The organism is Rhodospirillales bacterium, assembly GCA_016710335.1.
In the GTDB taxonomy this organism is placed as follows: domain Bacteria; phylum Pseudomonadota; class Alphaproteobacteria; order Rhodospirillales; family Defluviicoccaceae; genus JADJXQ01.
Map to the genome: position 1 here is coordinate 422,712 of JADJXQ010000004.1, position 21,925 is coordinate 444,636.

19 protein-coding genes and 1 pseudogene are annotated in these 21,925 nt (G+C 68.3%); 8 read left to right on the plus strand and 12 right to left on the minus strand.

Annotation, left to right across the window (positions count from 1 at the left end):
* Positions 1–4 precede the first annotated feature (4 nt).
* The 8 genes from IPM60_09615 to IPM60_09650 all read right to left on the minus strand — a co-directional run bounded on the left by IPM60_09615 (position 5) and on the right by IPM60_09650 (position 7,538).
* Positions 5–487, minus strand: a complete 483-nt coding sequence (locus IPM60_09615) for a F0F1 ATP synthase subunit B (GenBank protein MBK8908144.1) — start codon at positions 485–487, stop codon at positions 5–7.
* Between the two features lie 74 nt (positions 488–561).
* Positions 562–1,053 carry a F0F1 ATP synthase subunit B' gene (locus IPM60_09620; protein ID MBK8908145.1) on the minus strand — a complete coding sequence of 164 codons (492 nt, stop codon included), beginning with the start codon at positions 1,051–1,053 and terminating at the stop codon, positions 562–564.
* 46 nt (positions 1,054–1,099) lie between these two features.
* Complete coding sequence (gene atpE, locus IPM60_09625; protein ID MBK8908146.1) at positions 1,100–1,327, minus strand: ATP synthase F0 subunit C; 228 nt, start codon at positions 1,325–1,327, stop codon at positions 1,100–1,102.
* 106 nt (positions 1,328–1,433) lie between these two features.
* Positions 1,434–2,171, minus strand: a complete 738-nt coding sequence (locus IPM60_09630; GenBank protein MBK8908147.1) for a F0F1 ATP synthase subunit A — start codon at positions 2,169–2,171, stop codon at positions 1,434–1,436.
* Entirely contained in the window at positions 2,155–2,538 is a 384-nt protein-coding gene (locus tag IPM60_09635) for an AtpZ/AtpI family protein (protein MBK8908148.1), read from the minus strand. The genes IPM60_09630 and IPM60_09635 overlap by 17 nt, the downstream gene beginning before the upstream one ends.
* Positions 2,539–2,724: 186 nt before the next feature.
* Positions 2,725–6,195, minus strand: a complete 3,471-nt coding sequence (locus tag IPM60_09640) for an AAA family ATPase (GenBank protein ID MBK8908149.1) — start codon at positions 6,193–6,195, stop codon at positions 2,725–2,727.
* Positions 6,196–6,252: 57 nt separating this feature from the next.
* The gene (locus tag IPM60_09645; GenBank protein ID MBK8908150.1) at positions 6,253–6,927 is read right to left on the minus strand and encodes a DsbA family protein; all 675 of its coding nucleotides are present in this window, start codon (positions 6,925–6,927) and stop codon (positions 6,253–6,255) included.
* Between the two features lie 98 nt (positions 6,928–7,025).
* Entirely contained in the window at positions 7,026–7,538 is a 513-nt protein-coding gene (locus IPM60_09650) for a DUF721 domain-containing protein (protein ID MBK8908151.1), read from the minus strand.
* 55 nt (positions 7,539–7,593) lie between these two features.
* Here IPM60_09650 and mutY point away from each other — a divergent pair, with 55 nt between their 5' ends.
* Positions 7,594–8,691, plus strand: coding sequence for an A/G-specific adenine glycosylase (gene mutY / locus IPM60_09655; GenBank protein MBK8908152.1), 1,098 nt, complete (start codon positions 7,594–7,596; stop codon positions 8,689–8,691).
* On the opposite strand, the gene IPM60_09660 is transcribed toward mutY, so the two are convergent.
* Complete coding sequence (locus tag IPM60_09660; protein MBK8908153.1) at positions 8,668–9,474, minus strand: hypothetical protein; 807 nt, start codon at positions 9,472–9,474, stop codon at positions 8,668–8,670. The two genes, mutY and IPM60_09660, sit on opposite strands and share 24 nt — an antisense overlap.
* Positions 9,475–9,730: 256 nt before the next feature.
* Between IPM60_09660 and IPM60_09665 the strand changes: the two genes are divergently transcribed.
* From IPM60_09665 to IPM60_09690, 6 genes are all read left to right on the plus strand, one after another.
* A complete protein-coding gene (locus tag IPM60_09665; protein ID MBK8908154.1) occupies positions 9,731–10,315 on the plus strand; it encodes a sigma-70 family RNA polymerase sigma factor in 585 nt (194 codons plus the stop codon).
* Complete coding sequence (locus tag IPM60_09670) at positions 10,312–10,992, plus strand: cupin domain-containing protein (GenBank protein MBK8908155.1); 681 nt, start codon at positions 10,312–10,314, stop codon at positions 10,990–10,992. Before IPM60_09665 ends, IPM60_09670 begins: the two co-directional genes overlap by 4 nt.
* A gap of 137 nt (positions 10,993–11,129) precedes the next feature.
* Complete coding sequence (locus tag IPM60_09675; protein MBK8908156.1) at positions 11,130–11,330, plus strand: cation transporter; 201 nt, start codon at positions 11,130–11,132, stop codon at positions 11,328–11,330.
* 4 nt (positions 11,331–11,334) lie between these two features.
* Positions 11,335–11,625, plus strand: coding sequence for a metal-sensitive transcriptional regulator (locus tag IPM60_09680; protein ID MBK8908157.1), 291 nt, complete (start codon positions 11,335–11,337; stop codon positions 11,623–11,625).
* Positions 11,626–11,675: 50 nt separating this feature from the next.
* The gene (locus IPM60_09685) at positions 11,676–13,997 is read left to right on the plus strand and encodes a copper-translocating P-type ATPase (GenBank protein ID MBK8908158.1); all 2,322 of its coding nucleotides are present in this window, start codon (positions 11,676–11,678) and stop codon (positions 13,995–13,997) included.
* Positions 13,998–14,146: 149 nt separating this feature from the next.
* Complete coding sequence (locus IPM60_09690; protein MBK8908159.1) at positions 14,147–14,881, plus strand: urease accessory protein; 735 nt, start codon at positions 14,147–14,149, stop codon at positions 14,879–14,881.
* Positions 14,882–14,884: 3 nt separating this feature from the next.
* Here the strand turns inward: IPM60_09690 and IPM60_09695 are convergent, their stop codons facing one another.
* The 3 genes and pseudogenes from IPM60_09695 to IPM60_09705 form a co-directional block, all read right to left on the minus strand.
* Entirely contained in the window at positions 14,885–15,394 is a 510-nt protein-coding gene (locus IPM60_09695) for a hypothetical protein (GenBank protein MBK8908160.1), read from the minus strand.
* A 545-nt stretch (positions 15,395–15,939) separates the two neighbouring features.
* Positions 15,940–16,965, minus strand: coding sequence for a hypothetical protein (locus tag IPM60_09700; protein ID MBK8908161.1), 1,026 nt, complete (start codon positions 16,963–16,965; stop codon positions 15,940–15,942).
* Positions 16,966–16,990: 25 nt separating this feature from the next.
* Positions 16,991–20,901 (minus strand): annotated as a pseudogene (locus IPM60_09705) (vitamin B12-dependent ribonucleotide reductase).
* A gap of 731 nt (positions 20,902–21,632) precedes the next feature.
* Here IPM60_09705 and IPM60_09710 point away from each other — a divergent pair.
* Positions 21,633–21,925 (plus strand): NADH:ubiquinone oxidoreductase subunit NDUFA12 (locus IPM60_09710; protein ID MBK8908162.1); only part of this gene is annotated, 293 nt, incomplete at its 3' end.

Here is a 21,925-nt window from a genome sequence, read left to right on the forward strand (position 1 = left end):
CCGGTCAGTGCAGGCGGAGCTTGGCCGGAAGCTCCTTGATGGCGTCGTCGATCAGGGCGTCCGCCTTCTTGCCGGTCGCGGCGGCGGCCAGCACCTCGCGGGTCGCCTCCATGGCGACGTCTACGGCCCGGGTTCGCACCTCGGCGACCGCCGCCGCCTCGGCCTGCGCGATGCGCTCCACCGCCAGTTGCTCGCGGCGCTTCAGCGCCCGCTGCAGATCCTCGGATGCCTGTTCGGACATGCGGTCCGCCTCGCGGCGGGCGTCGTTCAGCATGCGGTCGGCTTCGGTGGCGGCTTCCCGCTGCTTTTTCTCGTAATCGGCCAGCAACGCCTGGGCCTCTTCGGCGAGGCGCGTGGCCTGGTCGATCTGGTCCTTGATGCGCTCGGCGCGGTCGTCGAGGGCAACCGCCACCACCTTGAAGATGGTGCGCGCGGTCAGCGCCACGAACAGAATGAACGCGATGGCGACCCAGAACTCGCCGCCCATGTAGAACGGCTCGTGGTCCGCGGCGTGGTGCTCCGCGCCGGCCTCGGCGACTGTTTCCTGAGCCAGGGCCGCTATCACGATGCTCTCTCCAAAACGTGCCCCACCGCCGCCGTGATCTTCTTTCGCTCCACCTTGTCGCCGAGCAGGCGGGCGCTCGCGGCCTCCGCCACGTCGACCGCCATGTCGTGGAGGCCTGCGACGGCGTTGTCCCGGGCTTCGGCGATGCGCGCTTCCGCCGCGGTTATTTCGGAGTTCAGGCGCTCGCTCAGCCGCGCGTGGTGCTCCGCCGCTTCGGCGGCCGTCTCCTCGCGCGCCTTGCGGAGCGTCTCCTGGGCCTTGGCCCGCGCCTCGGCCATGGTGCGCTCATAGCTTGCCACCGCCGCTTCGGCGTCCGACCTGAGGATTTCCGCCCGGCGCAGGCTGTCGTTGATCTTGTGCTCGCGCTCTTCGAGCACATCCCCGACTCGCGGCAGCGCCACCCGCGCCATGAGCAGGTAGAGGGCGATGAAGCTGATGATCAGCCACACGAACTGTGGCGACCAGACGTCGGGGTCAAACTGAGGCATGTCGCACCTGAATGGGATTTCGCACCGGGATCGGCGCGAGACGGACTCAGAAAACGAACATCAGCATCAGTGCCACGACCAGCGCGTACAGCGCCACCGCTTCGACCAGCGCGAAGCCGACCCACATCGGCAACTGGATCAACGGTTGCGCGGCTGGATTGCGGGCCAGCGAGGAAATCGTCGTCGCGAAAATGTTGCCGATGCCGGCGCCGACGCCGCCCAGTCCCACGACCGCAATGCCTGCGCCGATCAGTTTTGCTGCTTCAGCATCCATCTCGATGTTTCCCTCTCAAGCCACTGTCAGGATTAAGGCCTAGTTGAAGATTACGCTGGGTTGAAGATTACGCTGGGAGCGCCGCGCGCGCGGCGCCGTTCGTCCCCTAATGCATATGGAGCGCATCGTGGAGGTAAATGCAAGACAAGACCGCAAACACGTAAGCCTGCAGAAACGCCACCAGGAACTCGAGGCCGGTCAGCGCGACAGTCGCCGCCAGCGGCACTGCGCCGGCGACGACCAAGCCCGCCGCCCCCATCGGAAACACGAACCCGGCGAACACTTTCAGCAGGGTGTGCCCAGCCGTCATGTTGGCGAACAAGCGGAGCGACAAACTGACCGGCCGCGTGAAGTACGACAGCACCTCGATCGGGATCAACAGCGGCGCGATGTACCACGGCGTGCCGTGCGGCAGAAAAAACCCGAAGAACCTGACCCCGTGCTTGATGAAGGCGATCACCGTGGTGCCGATGAACACCGCCAGCGCCAGGCCGAGCGTCACGACCAGATGACTGGTAAAGGTGAAACTGTAGGGGATCATCCCCAGCATGTTGCCGAGCAGCACGAACAGGAATAGCGAGAAGATGAAGGGGAAATACGGCCGCCCGCCGGATCCGACATTCGTCCGGATCATGTTGCCGACGAACTCGTAGATCAACTCCGCAATGGATTGCCATCGCCCCGGCACCAATTGGCGCTCGCTCACCGCCAACACCAGGAACGCGGTGATCAACGCCACGGCGATCAGCATGACCAGGCTGGAATTGGTGAACGACGCGTCCAACCCGCCGATGGTGATCGGAACGATGGTCTCGATCTCGAACTGTTCAAGAGGACTGGCCACGTTCCTTCCCGTCCTTCCCGTTGCCCTTCGTAGTCGCGCCCGGTTGCTCCGCCGGCCTGTACCCTAGCGCCATGCCCATTCCGGAGGCCATGCGGTAGACGTTCAACATGCCGGCAGCCGATCCCATAAAGAAAAACACCACCAGCATCCACGGCGACGTGTCCAGCCACCGATCGAGCAGATACCCGATCCCGGTGCCGACGACAAGGCCGGCGACCAGATGCGACGCCACCGCAAACGCGAAGCCAAGTCCCGACCGGGGCGGCTCATCCACGCGCTCCGCAGCGGTCGGTCCGACTTCGGCCCGCAACGCCTTCAGCCTGGCGCCCAAGTCCCGCAGCGGATCCAGGGCGTGTGGCTCGCTCATCACCGAATTCCTGAGCCAGTCGTGATCCGTGACCCGTTCGTGGCCGTGCTTCACGCCGTCGTATTGCGCTGCACCATAAGATTGCCGCTCCGCCCTGTCAAGGTTCAAAACCATCGGCCGGACGTCCGCTATTCGCACCAAGTTGCTGCTTTGATTAATGTTTGCGGCGCTTGCCCATGCGCCCTTTCAGGCACTCTCGCGCATCGCTTCGGCTTGGCGCAGATCCACGGAGACCAGTTGCGAGACCCCCTGTTCGCTCATCGTCACGCCGTAGAGGCGGTCCATGCGCGCCATGGTCAGGCGGTGGTGGGTGATGATCAGGAAGCGGGTTCCGCTGTCGCGCGCGATGTCGTCGACCAGAGTGCAGAAGCGATCGACGTTGTTGTCGTCGAGCGGCGCGTCCACCTCGTCCAGCACGCAGATCGGCGCCGGGTTGGTGAGGAACACAGCGAACACCAGCGCCAGGGTCGCCAATGCCTGCTCGCCGCCCGACAACAGCGACAGCACCTGCAGGCGTTTGCCCGGCGGGCTCGCCATGATCTCCAGCCCCGCCTCCAGCGGATCGTCGGATTCGGTCAGGGTGAGGTGGGCGCGGCCGCCGGCGAACAGGCGCCCGAACAACTGTCGGAAATGCCGGTCCACGTCTTCGAACGACGCCAGCAGCCTCTCGCGGCCTTCCCGGTCCAGCTCGGCGATGCCGCGCCGAAGCTTGGTGATCGCCCGCTCCAGATCGTCCCGTTCCGCTGCGAGCATGTCGATCCTGCCGGTCAGCTCCTGCGCCTCCTGTTCGGCGCGCAAGTTGACGGGGCCGATGATCTCGCGCTCCCTTCGCAGCCGCTCGAGCTGCCGCTCCAAGCCATTCTCTCCTGTGCCGGAAGTGGCCGCCGCCGAAGCTTCGGCCCCTTCGGGCACCGGCGGCAGGCGATCCGGCGGCACCTGCAACGTCTCGACGATCCGGGCCGCCAACTCGCGGCGCGCCTGTTCCGCCTGTTCGGCCGCAGCCTCGGCCCGTACCCGCGTCTCGCGGGCCTCGGCGAGCGCCGCCTCGGCGGCGCGGAGGCCCTTGTCCGCCGCCGCCTGCTCGGTCTCCGCCGCGATGAGCGCATCCGCCGCTTCGCGCCGGCTTCGGTCTGCCGCCTCGATGAGCGTCAGCAGCTCGGCGCGCTTGCGGGCGATGGCTTCCGGAACCCCGACCAGTTCGTGCAGCCGTTGCTCGGTTTCTTTCTGGCGTGCCCGCAGCACCTCGAATTGCTTGCGGGCCGTCTCCTGCCGTGCCGTCCACGATTGCGTCTCGCGTGCGATGGTCTCGAGCCGCCGCCGCCGCCCCTCGGCCTCCCGCGCAACGGCGTCGCGCGCGGTCCGCGCCTCGGTCTGGCGGGTTCGCGCAGCGTTGAGCTTCTCCCGCAGGTCCGCAAGATGGGCGCGCGCGGCTGCCGGGTCCTCCAATGCGTTGAACTCGGCCTCCGCCCCGGCCCGAGCCGCCGCCGCTTCGGCGCGCTCGCTCTCGACCGCGGCGACGGCCTCGGCAAGGGCGCTGCGTCGGGAGTCGCTCTGCGCAAGGCGCTTTTGCAGCTTCGCCGCCGCGTCGCGCGCTGTGTCATGGGCGGCCTCGGCCGCCTGACGCACGGCCCGCGCCTGGCGCTCCGCTGCAACTGCCGCATCCGCGTCGATCTTGGCTTCGGCGGCCGCTGCCGCGGCGGATCGAAGTTCGGCTTGCGCCGCCGCGAGCGTGTCCTTGACGTGCTGCAGGCGGACGCGGCGCTCCAGCCGCTGCGTCGACGCCGATGCCGCCGCCGACACCGCATAGCCGTCCCAGCGCCACATGGCGCCGTCGCGGCTCACCAGGCGCTGACCCGGCTGCAGCCGCGGCTGCAGGGCATGACCGGCGGTGTCGCCGTCCACCACCCCGATCAGCGCCAGCCGCCGCCGCAGAGCCTCCGGAACGCCGATGCCGCCGTCGAGAGGGCGGGCGCCTTCCGGAAGCTGTGGTGCGGCCGGTAGCGCGTCGAGGGTCCGCCAGCGCTCGGCCGCCGTCTCCTGATCCGTCGCCAGCAACTCGTCGCCCAGCGCCGCAGCCAACGCGGCGGCGGTTTCGGGCGTCGCCGCCAGGAGATCGAGCAGCGGCCGCGCGTCGTCAGAGGCTCCGGTCGCCAACAGGCCGGCCAACGCGTCGGCTTCCGCTTCGAGGCGGGCGGCGGCGGTCTCCGCCTTCCGCTGGTCGGCAAGCCGCACCGCCGCGCGCTCGGCGGTCGCGGCGCGGTGCTGTTCCGCCGCCTCGAGGCCGGCGCGCGCCTGGTCGCGGCGCTGGCGGGCGTGGGCCAGTTCCGCCTCCACTTCCGCTACCTGAGCCGCATCGGCCGTCTCGGCAGCGAGGGCCCGCTGCTGCGCATCAACCTCCCGGGCGCGGCCGGCGAGGCGCTGCAGGCGGCGGTCGTGGTCGGCGACGGCGCGGGCGAGGGCGGCGCGGCTCGCTTCGGCGGCCGCGACGGCGCCGGTCAACGCCGTGGCGCGGGCGTCGAGCGCGGTCACCTTGTCGGTGGCCGCGGCGAGCGCCGCCTGGGCCTCGCTCTTGGCTTGATCCTCCCCGACGCAGCGCGCTTCGATGCGAAGCTTGTCATGGACGAGCATCGCCAAGGCCTGCTCGGCGTCGGAGAGCAGCGCCGTCTCGTGTTTGTTGTCGGCGCCGATCTGCTCCAGGCTGCTGCGGCACGCCGCCGCGTCGCCGCGGGCGCGCCGCTCTTCAGCATCCAGGGTGTCGCGGGCGAGGGTCAGCCGCTGCAGGGCCGCAGCCGTCTCCACCTGGGCGCGGCGCAATTCGGGAAGCCCGGCCGCCGCTTCCGCCTGGCGCGCCGCCGCGGCCGTTGCCTTTGCGGTCAGGTCGACCACCGCGGCGCCGGCTTCCGACTTCTGCAGGGCGGCGGCAGCGACCGCCGCGGCGACGGCCCGCCAGCGAACAGCGTAGAGCGTCGCCTCGGTCTGGCGGATGCGCTCGGAAACGTTGCGGAACCGGGCCGCTTGCCGTGCCTGCTTTTCCAGGCTCTGGATCTGCGTCTTCAGCGCCGCCAGCACATCCTCGACCCGCTCCAGATTTGCCGCCGCCGCCTTGAGGCGCAACTCCGCTTCATGACGGCGTGAGTGCAGGCCGGTGATGCCGGCAGCTTCCTCGAGCAGAATACGGCGTTCCTTGGGCTTGGCGGCGATCAGCATGCCGACCTGCCCCTGGCTCAGAAGGGCCGTCGAGCGCGCCCCGGTAGCGGCGTCGGCGAACAGCAACTGCACATCGCGGGCGCGCATCTCCTTGCCGTTGACGCGGTAGGTGGAGCCGGAGCCGCGATCGATGCGGCGGCTCACTTCCAGCATGTCGAAGCCGTCGAAGGGCGGCGCGGCGGTGTGGCGGGAGTTGTCCAGTTCGATCAGCACCTCCGCGACATTGCGCGACGGCCGGCTGGCGGTGCCGCCGAAGATCACGTCGTCCATCTCGCCGCCGCGCATGCGCTTGGCGGAGGTCTCGCCCATGACCCAGCGCAACGCCTCGACGAGATTGGACTTGCCGCAGCCGTTGGGGCCGACGATGCCGGTCGTCCCCGCTTCGATGACTACGTCGGTGGCCTCCACGAACGACTTGAAGCCGGCGAGGCGGAGCCTGGAGAAGGTCAGCAACGGCAGGGTCCGCGGCTCACGGCGCGTAGCCCGTCATCAGGGAAATCGCCGGCATCAGTCCGCCACCCCGCGCCCGGCGGCGCCGGAAGCCCCAGAGGCCTCCAGAGCCGCGTCGATACGTTGCTGCATCGTCGCGAAGTCGACGGCGCCGGTGATCTTGTCGCCGTTGACCAGAAAAGTCGGGGTCGAGTCGATGTCGTACTCCTCCGCCGCCTCCTGGGCTGCGCTGCGGATGCCGTCCAGAAGTTCCTGGTCGGCGAGACAGGCGTCGAACGTCTCCTTCGACATGCCGGCGAGGCGGGACAGCTTCTCCAGGTCCTGGACGGGACTGCGGCTGCCGGCCCACCGGGCTTGATTGGCGAACAGCGTCTCCATGAAGCCGAAATAGCGTTCCCGATCCACACAGCGACTCAGCATCGCCGCCGCCATCGCCAGGTTGTCGAGCGGAAAGTCATGGTAGACGTACCGGACCTTTCCCGGCGTCACGTAGGCGTCCTTGATCTTCGGCAGGGTCTCGGAGTGGAAGCTTGCGCAGTGCGGACAAGTCAGCGAGGAAAACTCGACGAGGGTCACCGGCGCGTCGTCGCGGCCCAGCGAGCGCGGCGTGAGCCGGTCATCGAGGCCGATGGTTTTGTCAGGCGTCTCGGCGGCCGCGACGGTAGCGAACCCGCCGCACGCGATGACCGCAGCGAACATGAGAGAGCCGAACAACCGTACCATCTGCCGCACGCCGGCCTCCTGATCTACTACATGTGGGAGGAGTCTATGGATCGCCCGCCACTTCGACAAGCGCCGGTCGCGATAGATGCCGGCATCGTCCGTGGCGGCTACGCGTCCGGCTCCGAGTTCGGACGCCGCTGCCGCGTGCCCGCGAACACCGAACGCCCCAGGGAATCCAAGGCCCGCTTGAGTTCGCCGTCCTCGATGCCGGTGAGTAGAGCGGCGAGTTGTTGCTCCTCGTCTCTGTCGAGCGGTCGCTCTTCTTCGGCCACGGGATGCGTCCGCTGCGGCACGGGAGCGTGAACGAATTGCAAACGCTGGATCGCCTCGTAGCCGAAATAGCCGTTGATTCGCTGCAGGAGCTGTGGCTGCAGGTGTTGCAGCTCCATCGCCATGCCGCCGTTGGCGACCCTGAGCCTGAGCGTGCCGCCCGCGCGCCGCTTCGGCGGGAAGGCTACCTGCTCGGGCATGGTGACCGCCGCCAGACGTTCGCCGACGATATTCGGCCACTCCGTGATAATGGCGCCATCGGCGAAGCCGCGATGGCGGAACACCGGCCGCACCACCCTGCTCGCCGCTTCGGCGATCGCCCTCGGCCCGTTCCAACCGCTCTTCTTCACCGAGCGCTCCCTGGTCGTGTCGCTGATCGATCGGTCATGGTAGGAAGTCGGGACAATGCGCACAATCGACGTTCCGCGCGAACCGCCGGCGGCGCCTCTCGACGCTGCTGCACGCCGCCGGTTGCTGGACTGGTACGACCGGCACCGCCGCGACCTGCCGTGGCGGGCGCGACCCGGCGAGCGTCCCCATCCGTACCGGGTCTGGCTCAGCGAGATCATGTTGCAGCAGACCACGGTGGCAACGGTGCGCGGCTATTTCGGCCTGTTCGTCGCGCGATGGCCGCGGGTGGAGGACATGGCCGCCGCCGACCTCGACGCCATCCTCGTCGCCTGGCAGGGGCTCGGCTACTACGCCCGCGCCCGCAACCTGCACGCCTGCGCCCGGGTGGTGACGGAACGTCACGGCGGGCGCTTCCCCGACGCGGAACACGCCTTGCGGCAGCTTCCCGGCATCGGTGACTACACGGCGGCCGCCATCGCCGCCATTGCCTTCGGGCGGCCGACGGTGCCGGTCGATGGCAACGTGCTCCGCGTCCTCGCCCGCATTCATGCCGTCGGAACGCCGCTGCCGACGGCGCGAACCGTCATCGGAGCGTATGCGCGCACCCTGGCGAGCGACGAGCGGCCAGGCGATTTCGCCCAGGCGCTGATGGATCTGGGCGCTGCAGTCTGCACGCCGCGCGCACCCCGCTGCCTGGCCTGCCCGTGGTCGCATGACTGCAGAGGGTTGCGGCAAGGCCGGCCGGAGGCTTTCCCCGTGGCAGCCCGCCGCATCGCCCGCCCCACCCGGCACGGCGCCGCGTTCTGGGCCCTGCGGGACGACGGAGCGGTGCTGTTCCGCCGGCGTCCGCCGAACGGGCTGCTCGGCGGCATGATGGAGGTGCCGTCGACCGCGTGGCGCTCCGATCCCTGGCCGTTCGAGGATGCCATACCCTTCGCGCCGGCGGTGGCGGAGTGGCGGCCGGTGCCGGGCCGCGTCGTCCACGCCTTCACCCATTTTCGCCTCGAGTTGACGGTGCTGACGGCGCGCGTGACGGCCACCACCGCCGATGGCGATTGGCACCTGCCCGACCGCCTCGATCATCTGGCGCTGCCGACGCTGATAAAGAAGGTGGTGCGCCATGTGTCGTCAGCCGGCGCCGTCGATGGTTGACGCCTGATCGTTGGCAGCCCACGCCGCCGGGTGCACGGCGGCGTCTGCGAACACGTCCTCGCCGCGGAGCCACCGCGCCTCGGCGTCGTCGGCATCGATGGCGATGCGCAACGCCGCATTGAACTCCAGGATGCCGGCGCGCAAGCCCACCTTGCTGGCTGCAACGGCCAGGGCGGTGCTCTCCATCATCTTGAGGCGGTGGGGGAAGGCCGGCGCCAGGCGCCGCGCCGGCTCGCCGTGCATCAGCCGCTCGCACGCGCCGGCGTCCATGGACACCTCGGCCCGGCACGAGAACGGCCGCACCCCGTAAGCCGAGCAGCGTCCGTCGACCAGCATCGGGCACGGCATCTCGGGCCCGATGCGCTGGTGTGGTGCGAGCCCGCGCGTGCGGTCGTCGGTCGCCCGGATCCGCGCCACGGCGGCGTCGCGCTGTGCTCGCGGCCAGGCGCGAACGGCGGCGGCTGCAAGCAGGGCCTCCGGCGCCGACGCCGCAACATAGGCATGGCAGCAGAACGAGCATCCCCGGCGGCAGGCGAGAGCCTCCGCCCGGAAATGGCGCGCCATGCTGCGGTCGAACGCCCGGTGGGCGGCGTCGGCGGCGTCGCGGGCGCGGCGGGAGTTGCCGGCGTTGGACAACACGCCGTGCAGAATTGCGACCTGCGCAGTCAGCCCGGCCCGATCCGGCAGCGGCGCAGAACGCCCCTGACCTGCCGCGGGCGTCGTCGCTTGCCGACGATGCTGCGGGACCTTGTCTGCTGCTTTCGGCGCCTTGTGGTCCGCCATGGTCGCTCTTCAAGACCTCGACTGCGGGGCGGCGGCTTGCGGCCGCCATTCTCGGACGAGCATTCTACCGCGTTCTCGAACGGCGCCAAATGAACACCTCCAAACCCGCCCGTCGAAGATTCCGTGATCCGGCGCCCGACTGGCGGCGTAGGTCTTCAGTGAATTGCAGCGTCGGAAGGTCGTCATGAATGCCATTGCCTGCGTCGCCCAGTACGAAGGCTGCTTGCCGGGGGTGCTTTATGGTAGACCTGTTTTCATGCGACGTACGGCACCCAAATTCGGCGAGTCGTTATCGAGCGACGAGTTGAGCGAACTGCTGCATGCGGTTTCGATCGACCGCGACCGCGGCGCTTTCGCGCGCCTGTTCAGCTACTTCGCGCCGCGGCTGAAGGCATTCGGCCTGCGCCAGGGCGCCGATCTGGCGGCGGCCGAGGAACTGGTGCAGGAAACCATGCTGGCGGTGTGGCGGAAGGCCGCCACCTTCGACCGCAACCTTGCGACCCCGACCACGTGGATCTTCACGATCGTGCGCAACAAGCGCATCGACATGTTCCGCCGGGAAAACCGCGTCGAGGTAGCCGTCGACGAAGACCTTGATGCACCTTCGGACGAGACACCCGCCGACGAACTCTATGGCATGGCACGCTCCGGCGAGGCGCTGCGGCAGGCGCTGCGCATGCTGCCGGAGGACCAGTTGGCGGTGCTCAAGAAGGCGTTCTTCGAAGACAAGTCGCACAGCGTCATCGCGGCGGAGATGAAGCTCCCGCTCGGAACGGTCAAGTCTCGCATCCGCCTCGCGCTGGCGCGGTTGCGCTCACACTTGCCGGAGGACCGGCCATGATTCGTCATCATCCGGCGCCGGAACTGCTCCTGGACTACGCCGTCGGCAGCACGCCGGAGGCCCTCAGCCTCATCGTGGCCTGCCATGCCACCCGGTGCACGCCATGCCGCGCCGACGTCAACCGGTACGAGGAGATCGGCGCCGCGCTGCTCGAAACACTCGAGCCGGCGCCCGCCGACGAGGCGCTGCTGACGGCGGTCATGGCGAGGCTGGATGAGCCGCAGGCGCAGGCGCAGGCCGGCCCGCCTGTTCTCGAAAGACAGGCACTCCGTGAGAAAACCGGAGCCAAGGATCGGGTGATCCCGCCGCCGCTCCGCCCTTATCTCGGCGGATCGGTGGACACGCTGCCGTGGCGGCGGGTAGGGCGATTGTTCCACGAAGCCAGGCTCCCCCTTCCAAGCAAGACAGTAATCGCGAAGCTGATGCGTTTCAGCGCCGGCAGCGTCATGCCGGTGCACACCCACCGCGGCCATGAGTACACCATGGTTCTCTCGGGAGCGTACAAGGATGGGGACGATCGGTTCGTCCCCGGCGACTTCGATGCGCGCGACGCAACCCATCGGCATCAGCCGAAGATCGAAGAGGAAGAGGACTGCCTTGCCCTGGTGGTCGTCGACGCACCGGTCAAGCTGACCGGCATGTTCGGCCGGCTCCTCAATCCATTCCTCAGGACCTGAAGCCGGCCGCCTCGCATCAGCCCAGGGCGCAACTGCGGAGCGTATTGCGCCGACCCCTTGAATTCCCGCCTCATGCCGCCGAACTCTGATCGGTAGGCCCTCCCACCGGGGGAGGGGTCGGGAAGGGAGAGGGACCCATGGTCAAGCTCAAAGTGGACGGTATGACCTGCGAACACTGCGCCGCAGCGGTGAAGAACGCGCTGTCCGGCGTCCCAGGAGTCGTCAAGGTCGTCGGGGTGAGCCTCGACCGCGGCGAGGCCGTCGTCGAGGGGCAGCCGGACCCGAAGGCCCTGATTGCGGCCGTCGAGGCCGAGGGCTACCGCGCCGAAGCGGCCTGACCGCATGGCCGAGCGCGGCTGCGCACTCCGGCTCGATGCCGGCACCCGCGACGATGCGGGGCGGCGCCTTCGCACCGTCAAGGGCCACGTCGAAGGCATCCTCCGCATGCTGGAGGACGAGACGGTCTATTGCGTCGATGTTCTCAAGCAGATCAAGGCGGTGGAGGGCGCCCTTCATAAAGTGGGCGACTTGGTTCTGCGGAGCCATCTGCATGACCACGTGGTCACCGCCGGGGCCCGCGGCGACAGCGAGCGCATCATCGAGGAATTGATGGAAGTCCTGAAGTATCGCTGAGTTTGGCGCGGCTATCGCGCTGGAGAACTTGGCACAGCGGGCAAACACGAATGACTCAACAACTCACGATCCATGTTCAAGGCATGACCTGCGCAAGCTGTGTGGCGCGGGTCGAGAGGGCGATCCGGAAGCTGCCGGGCGTGGTCGACGCCGCGGTCAATCTTCCGCTGGAAACGGCGCGCGTGACGTTTGCGCCCGGGGCCGTGAACCCGACGCAAATCGCTGGCGCCATCGAGCAGGCGGGCTACACGCCGCGCCTCGACGATGATCAACACGCGGCGGCCGGCGACGACCAAGCCGCGCGCGACGCGGACCTTGCGAAGCGGCGCAACGGCCTGCTGATGGCGGCAATCCTGACCGCGCCTCTGGTGCTGGTGGCGATGCTGCGGATGGTGCCGGGCATCGGGCCGCAGATGCTGGCGCTGATGCCGGAGCGCGCCTGGATGCTGGCCGAGTGGGCGCTGGCGACGCCGGTCCTGTTCGTCGCCGGCGGTCGCTTCTTCCGCCAGGCCTGGGCCGAACTCAGGCACCTCAATCCGGGAATGAGCACCCTCGTCGTGCTCGGCGCCGGCGCGGCCTATGGCTTTTCGGTGCTCGCCATCACTGTGCCCCAGATCTTCCCGGCGGGCGCCGCCGCCTCGTATTTCGAAGCCGCCGGCGTCATCGTCACCCTGATCCTGCTCGGACGCTACCTGGAGGCGGTCGCCAAGGGCCGCACCTCGGAGGCGATCCGCAAGCTCATGTCCCTCCAGGTTCCCACCGCCCGCGTGATGCGGGACGGCGAAGAAGTCGAGATCCCCATAGAGGACGTAGCGGTCGGCGACACCATCGTCGTCCGCCCGGGTGAGCGGCTGCCGGTGGACGGCGTGGTGATCGAAGGGCAGAGCTACGTCGACGAGGCGATGATCACGGGCGAGCCCGTCCCGGTCGTCAAGCGCAGCGGCGCCGAGGTGGTCGGCGGCACCGTCAACAAGACCGGCGCGTTCACCTTCTCCGCCGCCCGCGTCGGCGCCGATACCGTCTTGAGCCGGATCATCCGCATGGTCGAGGAGGCGCAAGGCTCCAAGCCGCCGATCCAGAAGCAGGCCGACCGCATCGCGTCGGTGTTCGTGCCGGTGGTCATCGTCGTCGCGGCGATCACCTTCGGCGTGTGGCTGGCATTCGGGCCGGCGCCGGCGCTCAGCTTCGCCTTCGTCACGGCGGTGTCGGTGCTCCTCATCGCCTGCCCGTGCGCCATGGGCCTGGCGACGCCGACCGCGATCATGGTTGGCACCGGCCGCGGCGCCCAGATGGGCGTTCTCATCCGCAAGGGCACCGCGCTCGAACTGCTGGCGCGGGTCGACACCGTCGTGCTCGACAAGACCGGAACGCTCACCGTCGGCCGCCCCGAAATGACCGATTTCAAGTGCGTGGACACCGGAGCGACGGCGGCAGACAGAGAGCGGGTGCTGCGTCTTGTCGCAGCCGCGGAAACCCGAAGCGAGCATCCGATCGCAGAGGCCATCGTCCGGGCGGCGAAAACCCGCGGGCTGCGCCTGCCGCCGGTCCGGACGTTCAACGCCGAGCCGGGTTTCGGGATCGAAGCGGATGTGGACGGGGTTCGCGTCCATGTCGGCGCAGACCGCTACATGCGCCGTCTCGGCATCACGCCGGGAGCGGCCGCCGAGCGTGCCGCCGCCTTCGCCGGCGACGCCAAAACGCCCCTCTACGCCGCCGTGGACGGCCGGCTGGCAGCGGTGATCGCCGTCGCCGATCCGCTCAAGGAGGGCGCCCGCGACGCGGTCGGAGCCTTGCGGGCACTCGGGCTCGGCGTCGCCATGCTGACCGGCGACAACGCCGTGACGGCGCGGGCGATCGCGCGGCGCGCCGGGATCGACCAGGTGCAGGCCGAGGTGCTGCCCGACCAGAAGGCCGCCGAGGTCAAGCGGCTACAAGCCGACGGCCGCAGAGTGGCGTTCGTCGGCGACGGCATCAACGACGCACCGGCATTGGCTCAAGCCGATGTGGGCATCGCCATCGGCACCGGCACCGATATCGCCATCGAGGCCGGCGACCTTATCCTGATGTCCGGCGATCTTCGCGGCATCGTCAACGCCGTGGCTCTCGCGAAGCGTGTCCTCAAGACGATCCGGCTCAACTTCTTCTGGGCCTACGCCTACAACGTCGCCCTCATTCCGGTCGCCGCGGGGGTCCTCTATCCGTCCGCCGGCGTCCTTCTCAACCCCATGCTGGCGGCCGCGGCGATGAGCGTATCGAGCCTGTTCGTGGTGACCAACTCGCTCAGGCTGAAGGCATACCGCCCGCCGCTCGGCAATGACCCACACCCGGTCCTGATGCCGGGAGCCGCCCCGGCCACAGAGCAGGCGGCCTGAACGCGCTCACGATCCGCGGCGACCCCGCGGGCCGGCGCCCCGCCGCCGAACCCAGGCCTTGGCGCGCCGGCACGGGCCAAATGGGGCTTTGCGCCGTGCGCCGTATCGGGCACTGTTCGGCCGGGACTTATTTGCGGGGACGGGGTGCAATGGAAACCGTAGCGGACGGCGGCTTGGAGATTCTGCTCTTGGGGCTGGTGATCGGCATGAAGCATGCGCTGGAGGCCGACCATGTCGCGGCCGTCTCCAGCATCGCCGCCCGAGAGACTTCGATGCGCCGGATCATCACCGACGGCGCCGTATGGGGCGTCGGCCACACCCTCACATTGATGATCGTCGCCGGCGGCGCCGTGGTGTTCGGTCTCACCATCGGCGGTGCTGTTGCGGAGCGGCTCGAACTGGTGGTTGGCGTCATGCTGGTCGGGCTCGGCGGGCACGTGGTCTACGCCCTGGCGCGGGAGCGCATCCATTTCCATCGCCACCGTCACGCCGACGGAACGACCCATTTCCACGCCCACTCCCACAAGGGCGAAACCTCTGCCCATGATGTTGGGCGGCACCATCACGGCCATCCGCGAGGGCTGCCGATCCGCTCGTTGCTTGTCGGCATGATGCACGGCATGGCGGGATCGGCGACGCTCATGGTCTTGAGTGCGACCACAGTCAGCTCCGTTCGCCTCGGGCTCGGCTATATCGTGCTGTTCGGGGTCGGCTCGATCTTCGGCATGGCGGCGCTATCGGCGCTGATCGCGGTGCCCTTGACCTGGTCGGCCCGTGCGCTCACCTGGGCCAACACCGGGCTGCAGGCCGCCATCGGCTCGGCGACGGTGGTTCTCGGCTGCCTGATCATTGGCGAACACTGGCGGAGCCTGATCGGGAGCTGAGTGTCAGGCAGCGGCGGCCGCCTCGCAGCGGGCGAGGTTCGCGAGCTGGAGGTCGAGGACGGCCTGCAGGTCGCTTCGCAGATCGTCGTCCGCAAGCCGCGGCAGAGACTCGCGCAGCCGGTGCACGGCGTCGCCGCAATCGCGCCGGAGCCGGGACAGGCCGCCGGCGAACGCCGCATCGTCTCCTGTGCCGATGTCGCCGACCGCGTCCTCCGGGGCTGCGCCCTCCGCTGGTGCGCCCAGGCGGGCGGCGATCGTCGCCAGGGTGGCGCAACAGCGGGCGCTGTCCCGCGCTACGTCGTGCAGCTGGCTCCGCATTTCCGGCCGCGCGTCGATCGCCTGCCGGTACATTGCGCCGGATCGAGCCGCGCCGGCCGCTGTCAGTTGCCGCAGCGCCGCCACCAGCGCGCGCACCTCGTCTGCCGAAAGATCGGGTGACTGCCACTCCGCCAGTTCATGCATGAAGCACGGCGGCGAAGCGTAGCCGTCCGACACGTTCGGATCTTCATCCATCGCGGCCGGTTGAGTCCTTGCCCGGCGTGCGTCGCGGTCTTGCGAACCCGTGCCCATCGCGCCGTTCCCATTGCCCGTCGTCGAACAACCTAGTTGCTCCCGATCTTAAAGCGGCTCTCCGTCCAGCGCCACTCGTCCGTCTTTCTTCGCCGCCTCCGACGTCGTCGCCGCGCCGGCACGCCTTGACGCCGAAGCCGCTCCAGCATATGTTCTTCCTATGTTCAAATCCACCTCATCGTCATACCGCCCCCAAGCCCGCGCGAACCCAACGCTGGCGCGATATTCCGAGGATGCATTTCTACCAGGGCGAAATCCTTTTTAATTCAGCGGTGTAGACCCGGTTTTGCATACATCCGCATACATCGGCATACAGTTTGAGCGCCGAAACGGACACAAACCAAGTGATTTCAACGACATGAGCCTGAACCCGGCGAGCGGAAGTGTGCACGAAACGATGGAAATCGTGTGGTTTCGCCACGTAGACGGAACCAAGTGCGCGAAAATCTTTTTGGCGTTCACCTCCCCTGGTTGGGGAACGGCTGCTGTCAGATAGCGACTCCCGAGAAGGCGCCGCGCCCCTGTCTTCGGTCAAGCCCCCGGCTGATCAGGGCCGCGCCCGGACCCGCCAGCAGCGGATCGGCGGGGCCGAAGATCCGGCGCCAGCATGCGCTTGCTCCGCTGTCCTCGTTGTCGCGCTCGAGGTCGGCGCCCTGGCTGGCGGTGAGATAGGCGTCCTCAGCCGCGTCGACCCAGGCGTGGCCCAGCGCCAGCGTCTCGTGGCTGCCGGGGATCACCAGTTGACGGTCGGCCTGCAGCGCCAGCCAGAAGAAAAAGTCGCGCACCAGCCAGTCGTAGAAGAAGGCGCTCTGCCGGCGATAGATCCACACCCGGAGAAACTCGATGGCCAGCAACTCGATGGCGAAGCTCGGGATCGGCACACTGAGGTGGCGACGCCACAGCTTGAGCATCAGGATCAGGTCGCCGGCGGTGCCGCCGCTGGCGGCGTTTGCGTCGAGGACGGCGCGCCGCTCGGCGTCCGGATCCATCAGGCGCCAGGGGCTGGCGCCGTTCCGCGCCCATGGCAGCGCCGCCAGGTAACCTCCGGCCGCACAGGCGAAAACCGGCAACACCCGCACCGCCACGAGGCACGAGGCGGTCTGCGCATGGGGCGTGACGGTGAGCCAGCCATCACGGCTCACCCCAACATTGCCGAAGCGTGGAGCGAGGATGGTCGCGGCGGCGGTGATCAGGTCCAGCATCGGCGCCGCGCCGGCAGCGATCGTGCCACCCGGCGCCGTTCGACCGCCATCGGGGCGCAGCCGGTCCGGCAGCACGACCAGCACATCGACGGCCGACCCACCGGCGAGCGCCGTGCCTTTGGCGAAGCCGCCGATGACGCGATGCTGGCCGCTGCAGCCACGACTCGAACCGGGATTCGCGAGGCCGCGGCCCATCACCGCCGCCACCCGGTCCGCGGCGGCGAAAGCTGCCTCGCGTTCGGCCGGCGTCGGATGCAGGCCCGCGACGAGAGCCCGCATCCGCGTCGAGAGATATCGCCACTGGCTAGTCATGGTTGTGAGCGCAATTTAATACAATTTATAAGGGAACGCAAGGGATCCCGGTCCCACCCGCGGCGACCCGTTCGGAAGCGGCCCCGGTGGAGCAATGGTGCATGCGAAGAATGCACCATCGCTGCACGTAACCCCTTGAACTTTGAGCACAATACGACCCGTTCGACTGAATCGTTCGAATCGGTCTGTGCTCTAGTGCCCCGGGATGATCATGAACACCCGGTGTGCTGCCGCAGGTCATGCATTTGAGGCAGGTGCCGTTGCGGACCAGGGTGAAGTTGCCGCACTCCGCGCAGGAGTCGCCCTCGTAGCCCTGCATCATCGCGGTCGTGGCGCGCGCGCGGACCGCGGGCGATGGCGACGGCGTCCTCCGCGATGTCGCCGTCGAGGCGGTGGACGTGGGCCTGCAGAGCCGCTTCCGCCACGTGGGGCGGCGCCGGCCGAACGTTGGTCATCGCGGCTCCGCCGCCGAGAGCAGCCGCGTCGCCGCTGCGGACTCCGGAATAGACCTTGAAGCGGTTGCGCACATAGCCACTGCTGGCGACCCGCCGCACCATCGGGATCGGGTCCTCCGCCGGACCCTTGGGGAGCGCGCCTTCGCCCTGGCCGCGGCCGAGGCCGTCCGGCTCCAGGTCCTTGGGCTCGACGTGCGCGAGGTCGTAGCGGTCGAGGTATGAGACCGCCAGCTCCCGGAAGATGTAGTCGACGATGGAGGTCGCCATCTTGATGGAGTCGTTGCCCTCGACCACCCCCGACGGCTCGAAGCGGGTGAAGGTGAAGGCTTCCACGTACTCGTCCAACGGCACCCCGTACTGCAGGCCGATCGAGAGCGCGATGGCGAAGTTGTTCATCAGGCTGCGGAAGGCGGCGCCCTCCTTGTGCATATCGATGAAGATCTCGCCGAGGCTGCCGTCCTCGTACTCGCCGGTCCGCAGATAGACCTTGTGGCCGCCGACCGTCGCCTTCTGGGTGTAGCCCTTGCGGCGGGCGGGGAGACTGTGTCGGCGCGGCGCCGCCACCGCCACCACCCGTTCGACGATGCGTTCGGTAACGATCTCGGCCCGCGCCGCCAGCGGCCGTGCGGCGATCTCCTCGGCCAGTTCCGCCGCGTCTTCGGGATCGACCAGTGCCGCCGCCAGCGGCTGCGACAGCTTCGAGGCGTCGCGGTAGAGTGCGGTCGCCTTGAGGCCGAGCTTCCACGAATTCATGTAGGCGCGCTCGCAGTCGTCCACGGTGGCGCTGTGCGGCATGTTGATGGTCTTGGAGATCGCCCCCGAGATGAACGGCTGCGCCGCCGCCATCATGCGGATGTGGCTGTCCACCGACAGGTAGCGGCGGCCGATGCGCCCGCACGGGCTGGCGCAGTCGAACACCGGCAGATGCTGGGGATCGAGGCCGGGCGCCCCTTCCAGGGTCATGGCGCCGCAGGCATGGGTGTTGGCGGCGTCGATCTCGTCGCGGGAGAAGCCCATGGCGGTGAGCAGGCAGAACCCTGCATCGTCGAGTCGCGCCCGCTCGATGCCGAGGGTGTCGGTGCAAAACGCCTCGCCCAGCGTCCAGCGGTTGAACACGAATCGGATGTCGAACGCATCGGCGACGGCGCGATTGACCGCGTCGATGGCCGCCGACGTAAATCCCCTGGCGGCCAGTGTCTCGGCGTTGATCGCCGGTGCGCCGTCAAAGGTGCCATGGCCGACGGCATAGCGGATGATGGCCTCGATCTGCGTCTCGTCGTAGCCGAAGCGGGCAAGTGCGGCGGGAACGGTGCGGTTGATGATCTTGAAATAACCGCCGCCGGCCAGTTTCTTGAACTTGACGAGGGCAAAGTCGGGCTCGATGCCGGTGGTGTCGCAGTCCATCACCAGGCCGATGGTCCCGGTCGGCGCGATCACCGACACCTGCGCGTTGCGAAAGCCGTACTGCTCGCCCAACGCCATCGCCCGATCCCAGGCGCGGCGAGCGGCGGCGACCAGATCCGGGTCCGGGTTGGCGGCGGCGGCGAGCGACACCGGCGGCACCGATAGCCCTTCATACCCGCGGGAGCGTCCGTGGGCGGCGCGCCGATGATTGCGGATGACCCGGAGCATGGCGTCGCGGTTCTCCGGGAAGCCGGGGAACGGGCCGAGAGCGCCGGCCATCTCGGCGGAGACCGCGTAGGAGGTACCGGTCATCAGCGCCGAAATGGCGCTGCAGATGCTGCGTGCTGCCTCGGAGTCGTAAGGAATGCCCGCCGCCATGAGAAACCCGCCGATGTTGGCGAAGCCGAGGCCGAGGGTGCGGAACCGGTAGCTGAGCTCGGCGATGCGGTGCGACGGGAACTGCGCCATCATCACCGAAATCTCCAGCACCATCGTCCAGAGCCGGATGGCGTGTGTGAAGGCCCGGATGTCGAGGCCGCCGTCGTCGCGCTGAAAGGCGAGCAGGTTGAGCGACGCCAGGTTGCAGGCCGTGTCGTCGAGGAACATGTACTCGGAGCACGGGTTCGAGGCGTTGATGCGCCCGCTCTCCGGGCAGGTGTGCCACTCGTTAATGGTGGTGTCGAACTGCAGGCCGGGATCGGCGGACGCCCAGGCGGCGCGGGTGATGCGGTTCCAGAGGGCGCGGGCGCTTATGGTCTTGGCTGTGGCGCCGTCGGTGCGGCGGGTCAGCGGCCACTCCGCATCGGCGGTGACCGCATCCAGGAACGCATTGGTGACGCGAACGCTGTTGTTGGCGTTCTGGCCGGAGACGGTCAGGTAGGATTCCGAATCCCAGTCGGTGGTGAACTGGGGGAAGTCGATCCCGTCCACCCCTTGGCGCGCCAGTTCGATGACCCGCTGGACGTAGGTCTCCGGGACCATCGCCCGCCGCGCCGCCACGACCGCAGACTTGAGAGCCGGGTTCCGCTTCGGATCGAACCGCCCCACGCCCCCGTCACGGCCCCCGTCATCGCCCCCGTCATCGCCGTGATCGTCGCCGTCGCATGCCGTCAGGATCGCCCGCAGGTGCGTGCGGGTGAGGTGCGAGCCGGCGACGAGAGCGGCGACCTTCTGCTCTTCGCGCACCTTCCAGGTGACGAAGTCCTCGATGTCGGGGTGGTCGAGGTCGAGGCACCACCATCTTGGCGGCGCGGCGGGTGGTGCCGCCCGACTTGATGGCGCCGGCGGCGCGGTCGCCGATCTTGAGGAAGCTCATCAGGCCCGACGAGCAGCCGCCGCCGGACAGCGGCTCCTTCTCGCCGCGCAGGGCCGAAAAGTTGGTGCCGGTGCCGGATCCGTACTTGAACAGGCGCGCCTCGCGGATCCACAGATCCATGATGCCGCCCTCGTTGACGAGGTCGTCGTTGATGCTTTGGATGAAACAAGCGTGCGGCTGCGGGCGCTCGTAGGCCGACGCCGATGGCGCCACCTCCCCGGTCTCATGGTCGACGTAGAAGTGCCCCTGGGGCGGTCCGTCGATTCCGTAGGCCCAGTTGAGGCCGGTGTTGAACCACTGCGGCGAATTGGGCGCGCCCATTTGCGCACACAGCATGGCGCGCATCTCGTCATAGAAGGCGCGGGCGTCGTCCTCGCCATCGAAGTAGCCGCCCTTCCAGCCCCAGTAGGTCCAGGTGCCGGCGAGGCGGTCGAACACCTGCCGGGCGCTCTGCTCGCCGCCGTAGCGCTCTTCGGCAGGCATTCCCGCCAGCGCCTCGTCGTCGGCGCGGCGGCGGCGGAGCCAGTCGGGCACTCCCGCCTCGTCGACCGCCGCGAGACACGCCGGCACGCCGGCGCGCCGGAAGTATTTCTGCGCCAGCACGTCGCACGCGACCTGGGTCCACGCCGCCGGCACCTCGATGTCGTCCTTGCGGAACACCGTCGAGCCGTCTGGGTTGCGGATCTCGCTGGTGGTCGTCCGCCACGCGACGGCATCGTACGGTGAGGTTTCCGGTTCCGTGAACAGCCGCTCGATGCGCATGTGTTTCGCTCCCCGCCGTTGTTGCCGAAAACCCCGACCGGGGTGCCACGCACAGATATGTAGTGTCAACAGGGCGGACGTTGATCCAAATGTGGGGGCAGCGCTGGAATGGGGAAAAGTGCAAAAGTTAGAATGGGTGGGCGACCCAGGGGCAAAGCAGCGCCTTAGCGCATCGCCACCATGAGTCATGACCTTTGGAGGGTTCGAACCCATCCCCTTCCGACGAATCGGGCGAGGTCACAAGGACGTTTGCACAAGGAAACAGAGGTTTATAGGATCCGAAATAAAATGTTTGACAAAGCAGTGCTATGGGACGAAGCAGCAGAACTGAAAAACAACGAAAAAGAGCCCCGCCGTTTCCAGCGGGGCCCAGGTTCGCCTGTGGTTGGGGCCGCTCCCAAATGGCAGCAGGGCTTGGAATCCCTACAGTCGTCTGTTCGGGAGCGGGTTTCCCCTGCCAACGACGGTTTGGACCCGCCGTCGGCCACAGCGGCGAGTGGAAGCAACCACATTTTGCGGCCTTTTCCACTCAAAAAAACCTGATGTTGTGTGAAGACTTCTCGTGGTCTCAGCGAAACCATGCGTATCAACATGTTCCCGGCGGCGGCGACCACTCCGCTTGATCGCCGTCGGTGTGGACGCGCATCGTGGCTGATGCCATAGTGTGCCGGCCTGGAGCGGGAGTGATTCGGCCGCCCGAGACGTCCTTGTTGAAGCAGGTGTAAGTGCACATGGCCCATATCGGCACGCTGTTGTTTTCCTGGTTGCGAGGCCGCCACGTCGGCACCGATGCGTTCGGCAACCGCTACTACCAAGGCAAGTCCCGAAACCTCGACCGCTACGGGCGGGAGCGCCGCTGGGTGGTGTTCAAGGGCGATGTCGAGGCGAGCAAGGTGCCGCCGGAATGGCACGCCTGGCTGCATCAGATTGCGGAGTCGCCGCTGACCGAGACCGTGGCGCGGCGCTGGCCATGGCAGAAGCAGCACCTGCCCAACCTGTCGGGCACGGCCTACGCCTACCGGCC